10 protein-coding genes are annotated in these 14,495 nt (G+C 75.2%); 6 read left to right on the plus strand and 4 right to left on the minus strand.

Annotated elements, in window-relative coordinates:
* Nucleotides 1–1,298: glycogen debranching protein (locus tag ACZ6AA_RS27930; protein WP_471460674.1), on the plus strand; the 1,298-nt coding region annotated here is incomplete at its 5' end.
* Between the two features lie 92 nt (nt 1,299–1,390).
* Here ACZ6AA_RS27930 and ACZ6AA_RS27935 read toward each other — a convergent pair.
* Nucleotides 1,391–2,758, minus strand: coding sequence for an MFS transporter (locus tag ACZ6AA_RS27935; protein WP_468455880.1), 1,368 nt, complete (start codon nt 2,756–2,758; stop codon nt 1,391–1,393).
* Nucleotides 2,759–2,839: 81 nt separating this feature from the next.
* On the opposite strand from ACZ6AA_RS27935, the gene treY reads away from it, so the two are divergent.
* Entirely contained in the window at nt 2,840–5,308 is a 2,469-nt protein-coding gene (gene treY / locus ACZ6AA_RS27940; RefSeq protein ID WP_471460675.1) for a malto-oligosyltrehalose synthase, read from the plus strand.
* Between the two features lie 116 nt (nt 5,309–5,424).
* Nucleotides 5,425–6,675 carry a M14 family zinc carboxypeptidase gene (locus tag ACZ6AA_RS27945; RefSeq protein ID WP_468455883.1) on the plus strand — a complete coding sequence of 417 codons (1,251 nt, stop codon included), beginning with the start codon at nt 5,425–5,427 and terminating at the stop codon, nt 6,673–6,675.
* 101 nt (nt 6,676–6,776) lie between these two features.
* On the opposite strand, the gene ACZ6AA_RS27950 is transcribed toward ACZ6AA_RS27945, so the two are convergent.
* Nucleotides 6,777–7,337: an FHA domain-containing protein gene (locus ACZ6AA_RS27950; protein ID WP_468455885.1), complete on the minus strand. Its 561-nt coding sequence runs from the start codon at nt 7,335–7,337 to the stop codon at nt 6,777–6,779.
* Between the two features lie 239 nt (nt 7,338–7,576).
* Here ACZ6AA_RS27950 and ACZ6AA_RS27955 point away from each other — a divergent pair, with 239 nt between their 5' ends.
* The 3 genes from ACZ6AA_RS27955 (at nt 7,577) to ACZ6AA_RS27965 (ending at nt 12,560) form a co-directional block, all read left to right on the plus strand.
* Nucleotides 7,577–9,601 carry an ATP-binding protein gene (locus tag ACZ6AA_RS27955; protein WP_471460676.1) on the plus strand — a complete coding sequence of 675 codons (2,025 nt, stop codon included), beginning with the start codon at nt 7,577–7,579 and terminating at the stop codon, nt 9,599–9,601.
* Between the two features lie 111 nt (nt 9,602–9,712).
* On the plus strand, nt 9,713–11,458 hold the full coding sequence (gene treZ / locus ACZ6AA_RS27960; RefSeq protein ID WP_468455889.1) for a malto-oligosyltrehalose trehalohydrolase: 1,746 nt from the start codon (nt 9,713–9,715) through the stop codon (nt 11,456–11,458).
* A 100-nt stretch (nt 11,459–11,558) separates the two neighbouring features.
* The gene (locus ACZ6AA_RS27965) at nt 11,559–12,560 is read left to right on the plus strand and encodes an aldo/keto reductase (protein ID WP_468455891.1); all 1,002 of its coding nucleotides are present in this window, start codon (nt 11,559–11,561) and stop codon (nt 12,558–12,560) included.
* A gap of 57 nt (nt 12,561–12,617) precedes the next feature.
* On the opposite strand, the gene ACZ6AA_RS27970 is transcribed toward ACZ6AA_RS27965, so the two are convergent.
* A complete protein-coding gene (locus ACZ6AA_RS27970; protein WP_468455893.1) occupies nt 12,618–13,745 on the minus strand; it encodes an aminopeptidase P family protein in 1,128 nt (375 codons plus the stop codon).
* A 113-nt stretch (nt 13,746–13,858) separates the two neighbouring features.
* Nucleotides 13,859–14,491, minus strand: coding sequence for a LysE family translocator (locus tag ACZ6AA_RS27975; protein ID WP_468455895.1), 633 nt, complete (start codon nt 14,489–14,491; stop codon nt 13,859–13,861).
* Nucleotides 14,492–14,495 lie beyond the last annotated feature (4 nt).

Here is a 14,495-nt window from a genome sequence, read left to right on the forward strand (position 1 = left end):
ACACGGCCGAGGGCAACCACCTGGGCCCGACGCTGTCCTTCCGGGGCCTGGACAACGCCTCGTACTACCGCCTCACCGACGACCCCCGCTACTACATGGACACCACGGGGACCGGCAACTCGCTCCTGATGCGCAACCCCCACGTCCTCCAGCTGATCATGGACTCGCTGCGGCACTGGGTCACCGAGATGCATGTGGACGGCTTCCGCTTCGACCTCGCGGCGACGCTCGCGCGGCAGTTCCACGAGGTGGACCGGCTGTCCTCGTTCTTCGACCTGGTGCAGCAGGACCCCGTGGTCAGCCAGGTGAAGCTGATCGCCGAGCCGTGGGACGTCGGCGAGGGCGGCTATCAGGTGGGCAACTTCCCGCCGCTGTGGACGGAGTGGAACGGCAAGTACCGCGACACGGTGCGGGACATGTGGCGCGGTGAGCCGCGCACGCTCGCGGAGTTCGCGTCCCGGCTCACCGGCTCCTCCGACCTGTACCAGGGCGACGGGCGGCGACCGCTTGCCTCGATCAACTTCGTCACCTGCCACGACGGGTTCACGCTGCACGACCTGGTCGCGTACAACGACAAGCACAACGACGCCAACGGCGAGGACAACCAGGACGGCGAGAGCCACAACCGGTCCTGGAACTGCGGCGTCGAGGGCGAGACCGACGACCCCGACGTCCTCGCGCTGCGCGCCCGCCAGCTCCGCAACTTCGTCGCCACCCTGCTGCTGTCCCAGGGCGTGCCGATGCTCAGCCACGGCGACGAGTTCGCCCGCACCCAGGGCGGCAACAACAACGCCTACTGCCAGGACAACGAGGTCGCGTGGGTGCGCTGGCCCGACGGCGACAGCACGCTGCTGGAGTTCACGCGCGCGATGACGTGGCTGCGCCGCGACCACGCCGTCCTGCGCAGGCGCCGCTTCTTCCACGGCCGCCCGGTCGAGGGCACCCACGACGAACTGTCCGACATCTCCTGGTTCACACCCGAGGGCGAGGAGATGACCCAGGACGACTGGGACGCGGCGCAGGCGCGGGCCCTGACGGTGTTCCTCAACGGCAACGCCATCTCCGAGCCCGGGGAGCGCGGCGAACGCATCACCGACGACTCGTTCCTGCTGATGTTCAACGCCTCCGCCGAACCCCTCGACTTCGTGGTGCCGGTGAACCAGGGGGCGCAGTGGCAGGTGGTGGTCGACACCGCCCGCGAGGACGGCGTGCCGCCGGGGACGGGCGGGAAGGTGCGGGCGGGCGAGCGGGTGACGCTGGTCGACCGGAGCCTGGTGGTGTTGCAGCGGCCGGCTTGAGGAGGCGGGCAGGGGGCTGTCCGGGGTGCAGGGGCTGCTGTCCTGCGGGGGCCGTCCGGCGTGAGGGCTGCTTTCGTCGTACGGGGGACTTCCTACGCCCGGGCAGCGGCGTCCGGTACGCGCGCGTGCCCGTCGTCCTCCCCGCCCCCGTCCCCACCCCCGGCTGCGCCCTCCCCCCTCCCCGGGCGGGCGAGCAGCGCCACCGCGAAGGCCACCGCCGCGGCCGCGCTGCCGAGGGCGAACGCGGCGGCCGCCCCGTGCGTCTCGGCGAGGCGGCCGGCCACCGCGAGCGTGACGGCCTGGCCGCCGACGAAGGCGCTCGCCGCGAACGTCATGCCCTCGGCGAGCCGCGCCTGCGGCACGGAGCGTTCGGTGAGGGCGAAGCCGGTGATGAGGTTCGGGGCGTACACGGCTCCGAAGACGGTCACGACGGCGTACAGGGCCGCCATGCTGTGCGTCCACACCAGCGGCAGTGAGAGCAGCGCCGCCGCGGCCGTCGCCACCCGCCAGCGCGCGTGCAGCCCGAACCGGTCCGGCAGCGCGGCCGTCGCGAGCCCGGTGACGGCGCTCATCACGCCCATCGCCGCGTAGACCAGGCCCGCCTGGCCGGACGCGCCCAGTTCCTCGGTGAGCGCGGTGATCCCGGCACCGCAGGCGCCGAGCAGCACGCCGAGGAAGACCAGGCCGATCCGGACGACGTACACCTCGCGCGGCAGGGGCGGGCGGCCGCCGGGGGCGCTCCGCGCGGCCGGTCCGCCCGGCGGGACCGCGCGGGCCGTCGGGTGCAGCGCGAACCCGGTGCCGCAGACGGCGACCAGGACGGCTGCGGCACCGAAGGCGTACGCGGGGTGGCCGGCCAGGGCGGCGAGGCCGACGAGGGCGGGGCCGAGGACGAAGGACAGCTCGTCCATCGTGGACTCCAGGGACAGCGCGGTGCCGACGAGCCGCGCGTCGCCGCCCTCCTTCCGGACGAGCCGCACGACGCGGGCCCGGGCGAGCGGCCCGATGCCGGGCACGCTGGCGCCCGCGAGGACGCCCAGGAGGAGCAGCGCGGGGGTGGGCAGCCCCAGGAGCGCGCCGAGCGTGTACGCGGCCACGCAGAGGGCGTTGAGGGCGGCGAACGCGAGGACCACGGGCCGCTGCCCCCGCCGGTCCGCGAGCCGCCCGACGAACGGCCCCGCGCCCACCTGCCCGAGCGCCAGCGCACACGCGACGGCTCCCCCGGTGGCGATCGACCCGCTGGTCCGGCTGACCAGCAGCACACTCCCGAACTGGATCACGGCCACGGGCAAGCGCCCCAGGAACGACACCACGGGGAGCACGGCCCCGGTGACGGCGAGCACCTGCCGGTAGGCGTCGAGGGTGGCTCGGGGGGAGGGGGTGGCGCCCGGCGCGGGGGCGGTCGGGGTGGGAGCGGTCGGAGCGGGGGCGGTACTGGTGTCGGTGTCCCTTTCGGCCATCGTTGGACGCTAACCGCGCTCCCGCGCGAGCGCGCATGCGTCGAAGGCACGAAAGGCGGTGGGGCGGGTACGTACGTTCGCATGACGTCAGCGCGCTCTGTGCCTGTGGTTCCGCCGCCGCCCACCGCCACGTACCGGCTGCAGTTGCAGCCCGACTTCCCGTTCGCGGCCGCCGCGCGGGCGGTGCCGTATGTGGCCTCGCTCGGGGTCTCGCATCTGCATCTGTCACCGGTCCTGGAGGCGGTGCCCGGGTCGACGCACGGGTACGACGTCGTGGACCACGCGCGCGTGCGTGCGGAGCTGGGCGGGGAGGACGGGCTGCGGGCGCTCGCGCGGACGGCCCGGGACGCGGGGCTCGGCCTGGTCGTGGACATCGTGCCGAACCACATGGCGGCGGTGCCGCGGCACAACCGGGCGCTGCGGGAGGTCCTGCGCGAGGGGCCGGGCTCCCCGTACGCGCGCTGGTTCGACATCGACTGGGAGGCGGGCGGCGGCAAGGTGCTGCTGCCCGTGCTGGGGCACCGGCTCGGCCACGAGCTGGAGCACCTGCGCGTGGAGGGCGGCGTCCTGCGCTACCACGACCACGAGTTCCCGCTGCGGGAGGGCACGGAGGGGCTGCCGCTCGCGCGGCTTCTCGACGCCCAGTGGTATCGCCTGGCCTGGTGGCGGCTCGCCCGAACGGAGATCAACTACCGGCGGTTCTTCACCATTTCGGACCTCGTCGCCGTCCGCGTGGAGGACCCGGAGGTGTTCGACGCGACGCACGCGACGGTCCTGCGGCTCCTGGACGAGGGCGTCGTGGACGGCCTGCGCGTGGACCATCCCGACGGCCTCGCCGACCCCGGGGCGTACCTCCAGCGGCTGCACGAGGCGACGGGCGGGCGCTGGACGGCCGTGGAGAAGATCCTGGCCGACGGGGAGCGGCTGCCCGCCGCGTGGCCCGTGGCGGGCACCACGGGCTACGACGCGCTGCGGCACGTCGACGGGGTCCTCGCGGACGGGGCGGGCGCCGCCGAACTCCTCGACCAGTACCGCAGGTTCGCGGCGCCGCCCGCCGACCGCGGCGGCGACTGGACGGCGACGCTGCGTCGCGCCGCGTACAAGGTCGTGACGCGCGAGCTGGCCGCCGAGGTCGACCGCCTCACGCGCGAGGCGGTGGCGCTGTGCGCGGCGGACCCCGCGCTGCGGGACCACGCGCCGTGGGCGCTGCGGACGGCGCTGCGGGAACTCCTCGTACGACTTGAGGTCTACCGTCCGTACGCCACCGGGGGCGCCGATCCCGAGACGGTCCTGACGGCCGGGGCGGCGCGGGAGGCCAAGCGGGTGTTCGCCGTCCCCGAGGAGGCCGAGGCCGTGGACGCCGTGCGGGACCTGGTGCTCGGCAGGGCGCCGGGCGACGGGGCGCGCGAGGCGTTCCGGGCGCGGTTCGCGCAGACGGCTGCCGCGCTGCGGGCCAAGTCGGTGGAGGACACGGCGTTCTACCGGCACGCGCCGCTCCTTTCGGCCGCCGAGGTGGGCGGCTCGCCCGCGCGGCCCGCCGTGGACGTGGCGGAGTTCCACGCGTACTGCGCGCGCGTGCAGCGCGACTGGCCGTACTCGGGCACGGTGATGACGACGCACGACTCCAAGCGCAGCGCGGACGTGCGGGCGGCCGTGAGTGTCCTGTCGCAGGCGCCCGCGCGGTGGGCGGCACTGCTCGCGGAGGTGACGCGGCGGACCGCGCGGGCGGGCGGCAGGCGGGCCCCCGACCCCCAACTGGCGTGGGCCGCCTGGCAGACGGCGGTCGGGTTCGCGCCGTCCGCGCTCACCGCGCGGGCCGCGACGGAGGCCGGGCCGTACGGGCAGCGGCTGCGGGAGGCGCTGTTGAAGCACGTCCGGGAGGCCGGGCTGCACACGAGCTGGACGGAGCCCGACGAGGCGTACGAGGGGGCGGTGACGGCGTTCCTGGAGGCCGGGCCGTGCGGGCCGCCGCTGCACGCGGTGACCGAGTTCGCCGCGGAGCTGGCACCGCACGTGCGGGCCAACGTGCTCGCCGGGGCGCTGCTGCACCTGACGATGCCCGGGGTGCCCGACCTCTATCAGGGCACCGAGCGCGACTACCGGGCCCTGGTGGACCCGGACAACCGCCACCCCGTGTCGTTCGGCGACCCCGTCGACGGTTCCGGCGACCCCTTCGGCGGTTCCGCGGACCTGTCCGCCGAGAAGCTCGCCGTGACGGTCGCGGCGCTGCGGCTGCGGGCCCGGCGACCGGAGCTGTTCGGCGGCGCGGGCACGTACGAACCGCTGACCGCGACGGGCCCCGGTGCCGGGCACTGCCTGGCCCACGCGCGCTCCGGGGACGTCGTGGCGGCCGTGACACGCCTGTCGCTGCGGCTCGCCGACGCGGGCGGCTGGGGCGACACCGCGCTGCCGCTCCCCGAGGGCGACTGGGCCGATCTGCTCGTACCGGGGCGGCGGTTCAGCGGCCACGTGCGCGTGGCGGAGCTGTTCGCGGAGCTTCCGGTGGCGCTCCTGGAACGCACCGGGGAAGCGCCGCGGACGGGGCGGTGACGAGGCGGAGGCGTGCCTTTCTTGCGCGGGCCCTGGGGAGCCCGGGTCCGGAGTGCTTGACACCTGAACCGTCGCGTGGCGTACTGCGGATTGCGTCAGCGGACGGACCAGCGGGGGTGAGTCAACTGGCGGAAAACCGCTATCCCACTGTTCCCGAACTCGTCCTGTCCGTTCGGGAGCTTGCGGCCCACCGTCCCGAGCTGAGCACGCTGCGCCAAATCGGCACCTCACGCGGCGGCCGTCCCCTGCACCTGCTGTCCGTGGGCCGTTCCCCACACGCGGTCCTGGTCGTCGCGGGCGCCCACGCCAACGAACCCACCGGCGGCTCGACCCTGCTCGCACTCGCCGAACAGTCCCTTCTCGACCGGGAGTTGCGGGCCGACACCTCCTGGCACTTCCTGCTGTGCGCGGACCCGGACGGCGCGAGCCTGCACCGGACCCCGGCGCCGCGCAGCCTCCTCGACTACCACCGGCACTTCTTCCGCCCGGCGGGCCCTGAGCAGCCCGAGTGGTCCCCTTCGGTGCTCCCGCCCGACCGGCTGCCGCCGGAGACGCGCGCCCTGACCGGCGTCATCGACGAACTGCGGCCCTACTTGCAGGTGTCCCTGCACTGCACGGACCTCGGCGGCAGCTGGGTGCAGCTGACCCGGGACATCCCCGGGCTCGCCGAGCCGTTCGCCAAGTCGGCGGCCCGCCACGGCATCCCGGTGGAGACGGGCGCGTCGGACGCGGCCGGGTGGCCGGTGTCCGGGCCCGGCGTGCACGTGCTGCCGGGGCCGGGGTCGGCGGCGGCGTACCCGAGCCTGCCGGAGGACGCCCGGCACACGACGTGGCACCACGCGCACCGCTACGGCGGTACGACGGCCATCGTGGAGGTGCCGATGTGGGCGAGCGACACGGTGGGCGACGTGGCGGCGCACCCGGCGCCGCGGACGGCGATGCGGTCCTTCGCGTCCCGGCTGCGGCACGACGCGCGCCTGGTGGAGGAGGTGCTCGGGGACGCGCTGCCCCGGCTGGCACGCGCGGAGGGGCCGCTGCTGCGGGCCGCCAGGTGGGCGCTCGGCCTGGTGCCGGGGCTCGCCGACGACTGGGGGCGGCTGCCGCCCGCGGGCACGTCCATGGCGTACATCGCAAGCGTCGACGCCTTCGGGCGGCGGCTGCCGCTGCGGGCGGCGGCGATGCTGCTGCGGGTGCTCAACAGCGCGGGCGACCGGGCCGCGCCGCGCCTTGACCGCCTTGTGACGCAGTGGAGCGAGACGTTCGCCGAGCGGTTCGGGGCGCGGTGGGTGCCGCTGGAGCACCAGGTGGAGCACCAGGCAAGGACGGCGGTGGAGGCGGCGCTGCACGCGCGCGAGGCGCTCGACTGAGGAGGCGGGCGCCGGGGGCGGCCTGCGTGCGGGCTCGCCGGACGCGACCTGGTTACGAGTGCCGGGCGCGGCTCAGCGCGCGGCGCCGTGGACGGTTTCGCTCAGGCCGTCGCGAGGCAGAACGACAGGCTCCCGAAGGACACCTGGTCCCCTGCCTGGACGACGGCGGCGCCGATCACGCGGCGGCCGTTCACCGATGTGCCGTTGGTCGAGCCGAGGTCGCGCAGGACCCACATGCCGCCCTGGGCGGACAGTTCGGCGTGCAGCCGCGAGACCGTGTCGTGGCTGAGCCGCAGGCCGTTCGCCGGGTCGCGGCCGATCCGCAGCGGGTACGCGCCGGGAGCCGGGAGCAGCAGCTTCGGCAGCCGCTCGGACTGCCAGGCCCTGCGCAGCTTCACCGTGAACCCGGACACCGCGCCCACGGACCCGAGCACGAGCTTCGACCAGCGGCTCTCGGTGCGCAGGTCGGCGGTGAGCGCGGCCAGTTCGTCCCGGCGCCGGGCGGCGAGGGCCAGCTCCATGCGCCGTACGAACGTGTCGTGCGAGAGCCGGCCCATCGCCGCGCCCTCTCTGAGCACCTCGAGGGCCCGCTCCCGCTCGGCGTCGGTCAGCCGCACCGGGTTGGTACCGGACTCGGAGGGCAGCGAAGAAGGCGAGGTCACGTCGACAATTGTCGGCCAGGCCACGGCGGGTGTCCAGAAAAGGCCGGGCAAGGGCCGGGCAGGGCCCGAGGAGGCGCGCCCCCGGCCGCGCGGCCCGAGCCGTGCGCACCGCGCGCGGACCCGCCCCGGGCGCACCGGCCGCCCCGCCCCGGGCCCCAACAGCCTTACGGGTTACGGCGGCTGGACTACGGCGCCGCCCCCTGGGCCAGAATGGGCGGATGGTGGCTGATCTTCCGCAAGTGGCGAACAGTTTCGTGGGCCGTGCGACCGATCTGGACCGCGTGGCCGCCGCGCTCGTGGCGCACCCCGTGACCACCATCACCGGCATGGCGGGCGTGGGCAAGACCCGCCTGGCCGTCGAGAGCCTGCACCGGATCGCCGCGGACCGGCCGGACGCGCTCGGCGAGACGCGCTGGGCCGACCTCGGCGGGCTCCCGCACGAGCGGCAGCTGATCGCGACCCTCGCGCACGCCGTGGGGTTCGCCGACCACACCACCGGCGTGGCCCTGGACGCGCTCATCACCTGGCTGTCCGGACGCCGCTTCCTGCTCGTCCTCGACTCCTGCGAGCACCTGGTCGACGCGTGCGCCGACGTGGTCGGCGCACTCCTCGCGGCCTGCCCCGACCTGAGGATCCTCGCCACGAGCAGGCAACGCCTCGGCTTACCCGGGGAGCGCGCCCTGCGGATCGCTCCCCTGCCGACGGACGGCGACGCGCTCACCCTGTTCCTTGACCGGGCGCTGGTCGTGGCCCCCGCCCTGAGCCTGCGGACCCCGCGCCAGAACGACAGCGCCCGGGAGATCTGCGCGCTGCTCGACGGCAACCCTCTCGCCCTCGAACTGGCCTCGGCCCAGCTGATGCACACCACGCTGCACGAACTGAGCGAGCGCCTGAGTTCGCGCCGCGCCGGGCTGATGTCGCCGACCTGGCCCGCGCGCCACCGCTCGCTGCGCCTGGCCATCGGCTGGAGCCATGAGCTGTGCACCCCGCTGGAGCGGCTGCTGTGGGCCAGGCTCTCGGTGTTCCCCGGCTCCTTCGACAGCCGCGCGGCACGGGGCGTGTGCGCGGGCGGGCCGCTGTCCGCGGCGGCCGTGGACACCGCGCTCGCGGGCCTCATCGCCAAGTCGGTGGTCGGCAGGGAGGACGACGACCGCCACCGGCTGCCGCGGACCGTGCGGGACTACGGCGCGATGTGGCTGGAGGAGCTCCAGGAGACCGAGGCGACGGCCGCCCGCCACGCCGGATACTTCCTGGCCGGCGCCCGGTCCGCGGACCGGGGCTGGGCCGGGCCCGGGCAGTCGCTGTGGTACCGCAGGATCGGGGCGGCGCACGTCGACCTGTGCGCCGCCCTGGACCACCTCTGCGACCACGAACCCCTCGCCGCCGTGGAACTCGCCGCCCTGGTCGGCTTCTTCTGGGTCTGCTGCGGGCATCTGCGGGAGGCACACGCGTATCTGGAGCAGGTGCTGTCCCTGAGCCCGGGGTTCAGCAGGACGGGCGAGCGGGCGCGGTGGGCGCTCGGGGTCGTCAAGGCCCTTCAGGGCGACCTCGACGGGGCGGCGGCCATCGGCGACCGGTGCGCGCGGGGCGCCGAGCGCCTCGACGACGTCGAGGCCAGGCTGGCCGCGGCCTATCTGATCGGCCTGACCGGGCTGCTCGGCGGGGAGCCGGAGCGGGCCAAGGAGGTGGCCGACGAGGCGCTCGCGGCGGCCGGGGCGCCGCGGCCCTTCGCGTCCGCGTCCACGCTCCGCTGCCATCTGGTGCGGGTGTTCGCGCTCACCGCGCTCGGCAGGCTCGACCTGGCCCACCGCGAGGCCGCCGCGCTGCGGGCGCTCTGCGCGGCGCGCGGCGAGCACTGGACGCGTGCGTACACCGATCAGCAGCTCGCCCTCATCGCGCTGGCGCAGGGGCGGCCCGTGCCCGCGGCCGAGCACGCCCGCGCCATGCTGACCGGCATGCGCCACCTGGGCGACACCTTCGGCATCGCCCTCGGCATGGACGTCCTGGCCGCCGCTGCCGCCGCCCGCGGCCTCGGCGAGCCGGCCGCCCTCGCCTCCGGGGCCGGGCAGACGTACTGGGCCGCCGTGGGGCACGCGCAGCGCGGCACCCCCGAACTGCGCGAGATGCGGCGCGCCTGCCGGGCGGCGGCCGTCGCGTCCATCGGCGAGTACGCGTTCCAGCTGGCGTTCCGCCGGGGCGCGGAGGGGGATCCGGACGCCGTGCTCAGGCTCGCGGTATCGGGCCACCTGTTGGAGAAGGCGTGACCTGACGGAGGATCGTGGGCCGTACGGTCCGACGGGTCGTGCCGTACGTCCGACGGGTCCGACGGGTATACGCAAGTCCATGGGCATGGTCGACCGACGAGGGGACTGCCGGTGAGGTTCGAGGTGTGGGCGCCGCGCGCGGAGCGGGTGGGTCTGGTCCTGGACGGCGCCACGCGCGCGTTGGCGCGCGACAAGGAGCGCCCGGGGTGGTGGGCGGTGGAGGCAGCGGCGGCCGACGGCACGCGCTACGGCTACTCCCTGGACGGCGGCCCCGCGCGGCCCGACCCCCGCTCGGCGCGCCAGCCCGACGGCCCCGACGGGCTGAGCGCGGTCGTGGACCACGACCGGTACGCGTGGCGGACGCCGTGGGCGGGGCGCGGCCTGCGCGCCGCGGTGCTCTACGAGCTGCACGTGGGCACGTACACCCCCGAAGGCACCCTGGACGCGGCCGCGGAGCGCCTCGGCCACCTCGCCGGACTCGGCGTCACGCACGTTGAGTTGATGCCGCTGTGCCCGTTCCCGGGGCGGCACGGCTGGGGCTACGAGGGGGTGTCGCTGTGGGCCGTGCACGAGCCGTACGGCGGCCCCGAGGCGCTGAAACGGTTCGTCGACGCGGCGCACGCGCACGGCCTCGGCGTCGTCCTCGACGTGGTGCACAACCACCTGGGCCCGTCCGGCAACCATCTGCCCGCGTACGGGCCCTACTTCACGGACACCCACCAGACGCCGTGGGGCGCCGCCGTGAACCTGGACGCGCCGGGGTCGGACGAGGTGCGGGCGTATCTGGTGGGCAGCGCGCTGGCCTGGCTGCGGGAGTACCGGATCGACGGGCTGCGCCTGGACGCCGTGCACGCGCTGCGGGACACCCGCGCCCTGCACTTCCTGGAGGAGCTCGCGGCGGCCGTGGACGGCCTCGCGGACGAACTGGGCAGGCCGCTCGCCCTGGTCGGCGAGTCCGACCTGAACGACCCGCGCGTGATCACCCCGCGCGTGGGCGGCGGCCTCGGTCTGCACGCGCAGTGGAACGACGACTTCCACCACGCCCTGCACACCGCCCTCACCGGCGAGTCCCAGGGCTACTACGCGGACTTCGCGGCCGCGCCCCTGGCGGCGCTCGCCAAGACGCTGACGCACGGCTTCTTCCACGACGGTACGTTCTCGACGTTCCGGGAACGCGGTCACGGGCGCCCGGTCGACCGCGCCCGCACGCCCGCGTACCGGCTCCTCGGCTACACGCAGACGCACGACCAGATCGGCAACCGCGCGCAGGGGGACCGGCTGTCCGCCGCCCTGTCCCCCGGGCTGCTCGCGTGCGGGGCGGCGCTCACTCTCACCGGCCCGTTCACGCCGATGCTGTTCATGGGCGAGGAGTGGGCGGCCGGTACGCCCTGGCAGTTCTTCACCGACCACACGGACCCGGAGCTCGCGGAGGCGGTACGCCGGGGCAGACGGCGGGAGTTCGCCGCGCACGGCTGGGCGGAGGACCAGATCCCGGACCCGCAGGACCCGAAGACCCGCGAGCGCTCCTGCCTCGACTGGTCGGAGCAGCGGCGCGAGCCGCACGCGCGCGTGCTCGCCTGGTACCGCGAGCTGATCGCGCTGCGCCACGCCCGCGCGGACCTGACGGACCCGGACCTGGCGGCGGTCCGGGTGGCGTACGACGAGGCGGCGCGCTGGTTCGCGGTGCGGCGCGGGGATCTGCGGGTCGCCGTGAACCTGTCCGGGGAGGCGGCCGCGGTCCCGCTGGGCGTGCCCCATGCGCGTGTGCTCGCCGCCTGGGGCACGGTCGCGGCGCCGGGGGCGGACGGGGTGCTGCGGCTGCCGCCGGAGTCGTGCGCGGTGCTCGGCCTCGCGTAGGGGCGTGGCGGCACGCGGGGCCGTGACGGCCGTCGCGCGGGGCCCTTGACTTCAAGGGCACTTGAACTTTTAGTCTGCGCCGGACACAGGAGGAGATCGCATGGAACAGCGGTACCTGGGCGGGACCGGGCTGCGGGTGAGCGAGCTGTGCTTCGGCGCCATGATGTTCGGCGGCGGCGAGAGCGGCGCGGACGAGGCGACGGCGCACCGGATGCTGGACGCGTTCACGGCGGCGGGCGGCACGTTCATCGACACGGCGGACGTGTACGGCGGCGGGGTCTCGGAGGAGGTGCTCGGCCGCTGGCTCAAGGGCCGCCGCCGCGACGACCTCGTCATCGCCACCAAGGTGTTCCTGCCGATGGGCGAGGGCCCGAACGCGCGCGGCCTCAGCCGCAAGCACATCCTGTCGGCCGTCGACGCGAGCCTGCGCCGCCTGGGCACCGACTACATCGACCTCTACCAGACGCACGTGTGGGACGCGCGCACGCCGCTGGAGGAGACGCTGTCCACGCTCGACGGCCTGGTGCGGGCCGGGAAGGTCCGCTACCTGGGCACGAGCAACGTCAGCCCGGCCCAGCTCCAGAAGACCCTGGACGTGTCCCGCGCGCGCGGCTGGGAGCCGTACGTCTGCCTCCAGCCGCGCTACAACCTGCTCGCCCGCGAGGTGGAGTGGGAGCTGTTGCCGCTGAGCGCGGCGGAGGGCGTCGGCGTGATTCCCTACAGCCCGCTCCAGGCGGGCTGGCTCTCGGGGAAGTTCCGGCGCGGCATGGCCGCGCCGCCCGCGGGGGCCCGTGGCGGCGGGGACTGGGAGGGGCGCGCCACCGAGGAGACCTGGCGGGTCGTGGACGCCGTCCTCGCCGTCGCCGAGGAGACCGGCCGCACGCCCGCGCAGGTGGCGCTGCGCTGGCTGCTCCAGCGGCCGGGCGTGACCGCGCCCATCGTCGGCGCCCGCTCGGTGGAGCAGCTGACGGACAACCTGGGCGCGGCGGGCTGGACGCTGACGGCGGCGCAGGACCGGCGCCTGACGGAGGCGAGCGCGCGACCGCTGCCGTATCCGTACGACCTGCTGGCGCACTTCACGGACGAGCGGCCGCACGGCTGAGCGCCTGCTCTTGAACCCCCGTCGCCCGCGCGGAGCGGTCCGCGCGGGCGTCAGGCGTCAGTCGACGACGGCCAGTTCGCGCGCGGTGGCGTTGAGGCGGCGGCCGCCGTCCTCCGTGACCGTGACGATGTCCTCGATGCGGACGCCGAAGCGGCCCGGCAGGTAGATGCCGGGTTCCACGGAGAAGCACATGCCCGGGACGAGCGGCTGCTCCTCGCCCTCGATCATGTAGGGCGGCTCGTGCGTGGTGACGCCGATGCCGTGGCCGGTGCGGTGGATGAAGTACTCGCCGTACCCGGCCTCGGTGATCACCGCGCGCGCCACCCGGTCGACGTCCTGGCAGGCGATGCCCGGCTCGACCGCGCGGCAGGCGGCGTCCTGGGCCTCGCGGACCACGTCGTGGACGCGCTGCTCCTCGGCCGACGGCTCGCCGACGTGCACGGTGCGGGAGGTGTCGGAGCCGTAGCCGTGGCGCAGGCCGCCGAAGTCGAGGACGACCATGTCGCCGCGCTCGATGACACGGTCGCCCGCCTCGTGGTGCGGGCTCGCGCCGTTGGGCCCGGAGCCGACGACGGTGAAGTCGACCTGCTCGTGCCCGAACTGCCGCAGCAGGTCCGCGAGATCACCGGCGACGTCGGTCTCCTTGCGGCCCGCGAAGGCCACCTTCTTGATCTCCTCGTACGTGGCGTCGGCGGCGGCCCCGGCCGCGGCGAGCCGCTCCAGCTCGGCGGCGTCCTTGACGGCGCGGAGCATCGGCAGGGCCTCGGTGAGGGCGGTGTAGGAGCTGTCGGGCAACTGCCGCTGCAGGCCGAGGAGATGCAGGGCCCAGGCGTTGTCGCTCACGCCGAAGCGGCCGCGCGCGTCGAGCAGCGGCGCGGTCACGTCGTAGGGGTCCATGCCGTCGGTCCAGTCCCGCAGGGTCAGGGCGGGGGCGCCGGTCGCGCGCGCGGCGTCGGGGGCCTCCAGCTTCGGCACGACGAGGACCGGGTCCTGGCCGGGGGCGATGACGAGCAGGGTGAGGCGCTCGGTGTCGGCGGGCACGCGGTAGCCGGTGAGCCAGACCAGGTCCGGCCCTGGCGCGACGAGGACGCCCGCGAGGCCCGCGTCGGCGGCGGCGCGGGCGGCGCGGTCCATCCGGGCGCGGTAGTCGTCGGCGGTGAACGGCGCGGGCGTGACCGTGGTCATCGGGCCTCCTGGGCTGGGTGCGGGATCTCCCCCAGCATCCTGCACGGCCGCCCCGCGCCTCGCGACCGGGTATCCCCGTGCCTCGCGACCGGGGCCAGGAGACCCGCGCCGCCTCAGCCCTCGACCGCGAGCCGCGCGCCGAGCAGCACGAGGACCCCGCCGGACACCTGCTCCAGCCTGCGCCGCACCGCGGCCCGCGAGAGCACCGCCTTCATCCGGCCGACGAACCACACGTACAGGCCGTAGTAGCCGACTTCGTAGACCGCCCACAGCGCGGCGAGGCCGATCATGACGGGCAGTTGGGGCGCGCCCGACGGCACGAACTGCGGCAGGAAGGACATCGCGAAGACAGCGGCCTTGGGGTTGGCGAGGTTGAGCAGCAGTCCGCTCCGGTAGGCCGCCCACGAGGACTGCGCCCTGACCGGCGCGTCGGCGTCCTCGGCGGCTCCGTCGCCCGTCTTCTTCTTGCGCGCGTTCCACAGCGTCTGGGCGCCGAGGAAGAGCAGCACCCCGGCGCCGACGACGCGCATGACGTCGTACGCCAACTCCGATGCCGCGACGAGAGCGGTCAGGCCGCAGGCGGCGGCGAGACCCCAGATGAAGATGCCGGTCTCGTTGCCGAGCACCGTCATGAACCCGGCCCGTCTGCTGCGCAGCGACTGCTTGACGATCAGGACCGTGCTCGGTCCGGGCGAGGCGGCGATCAGCGTGCACGCGCCGAGGAAGGCGATCAGGGTGGTCAGCATGGCG

The sequence above is a fragment of the Streptomyces sp. NPDC040610 genome (assembly GCF_055594065.1).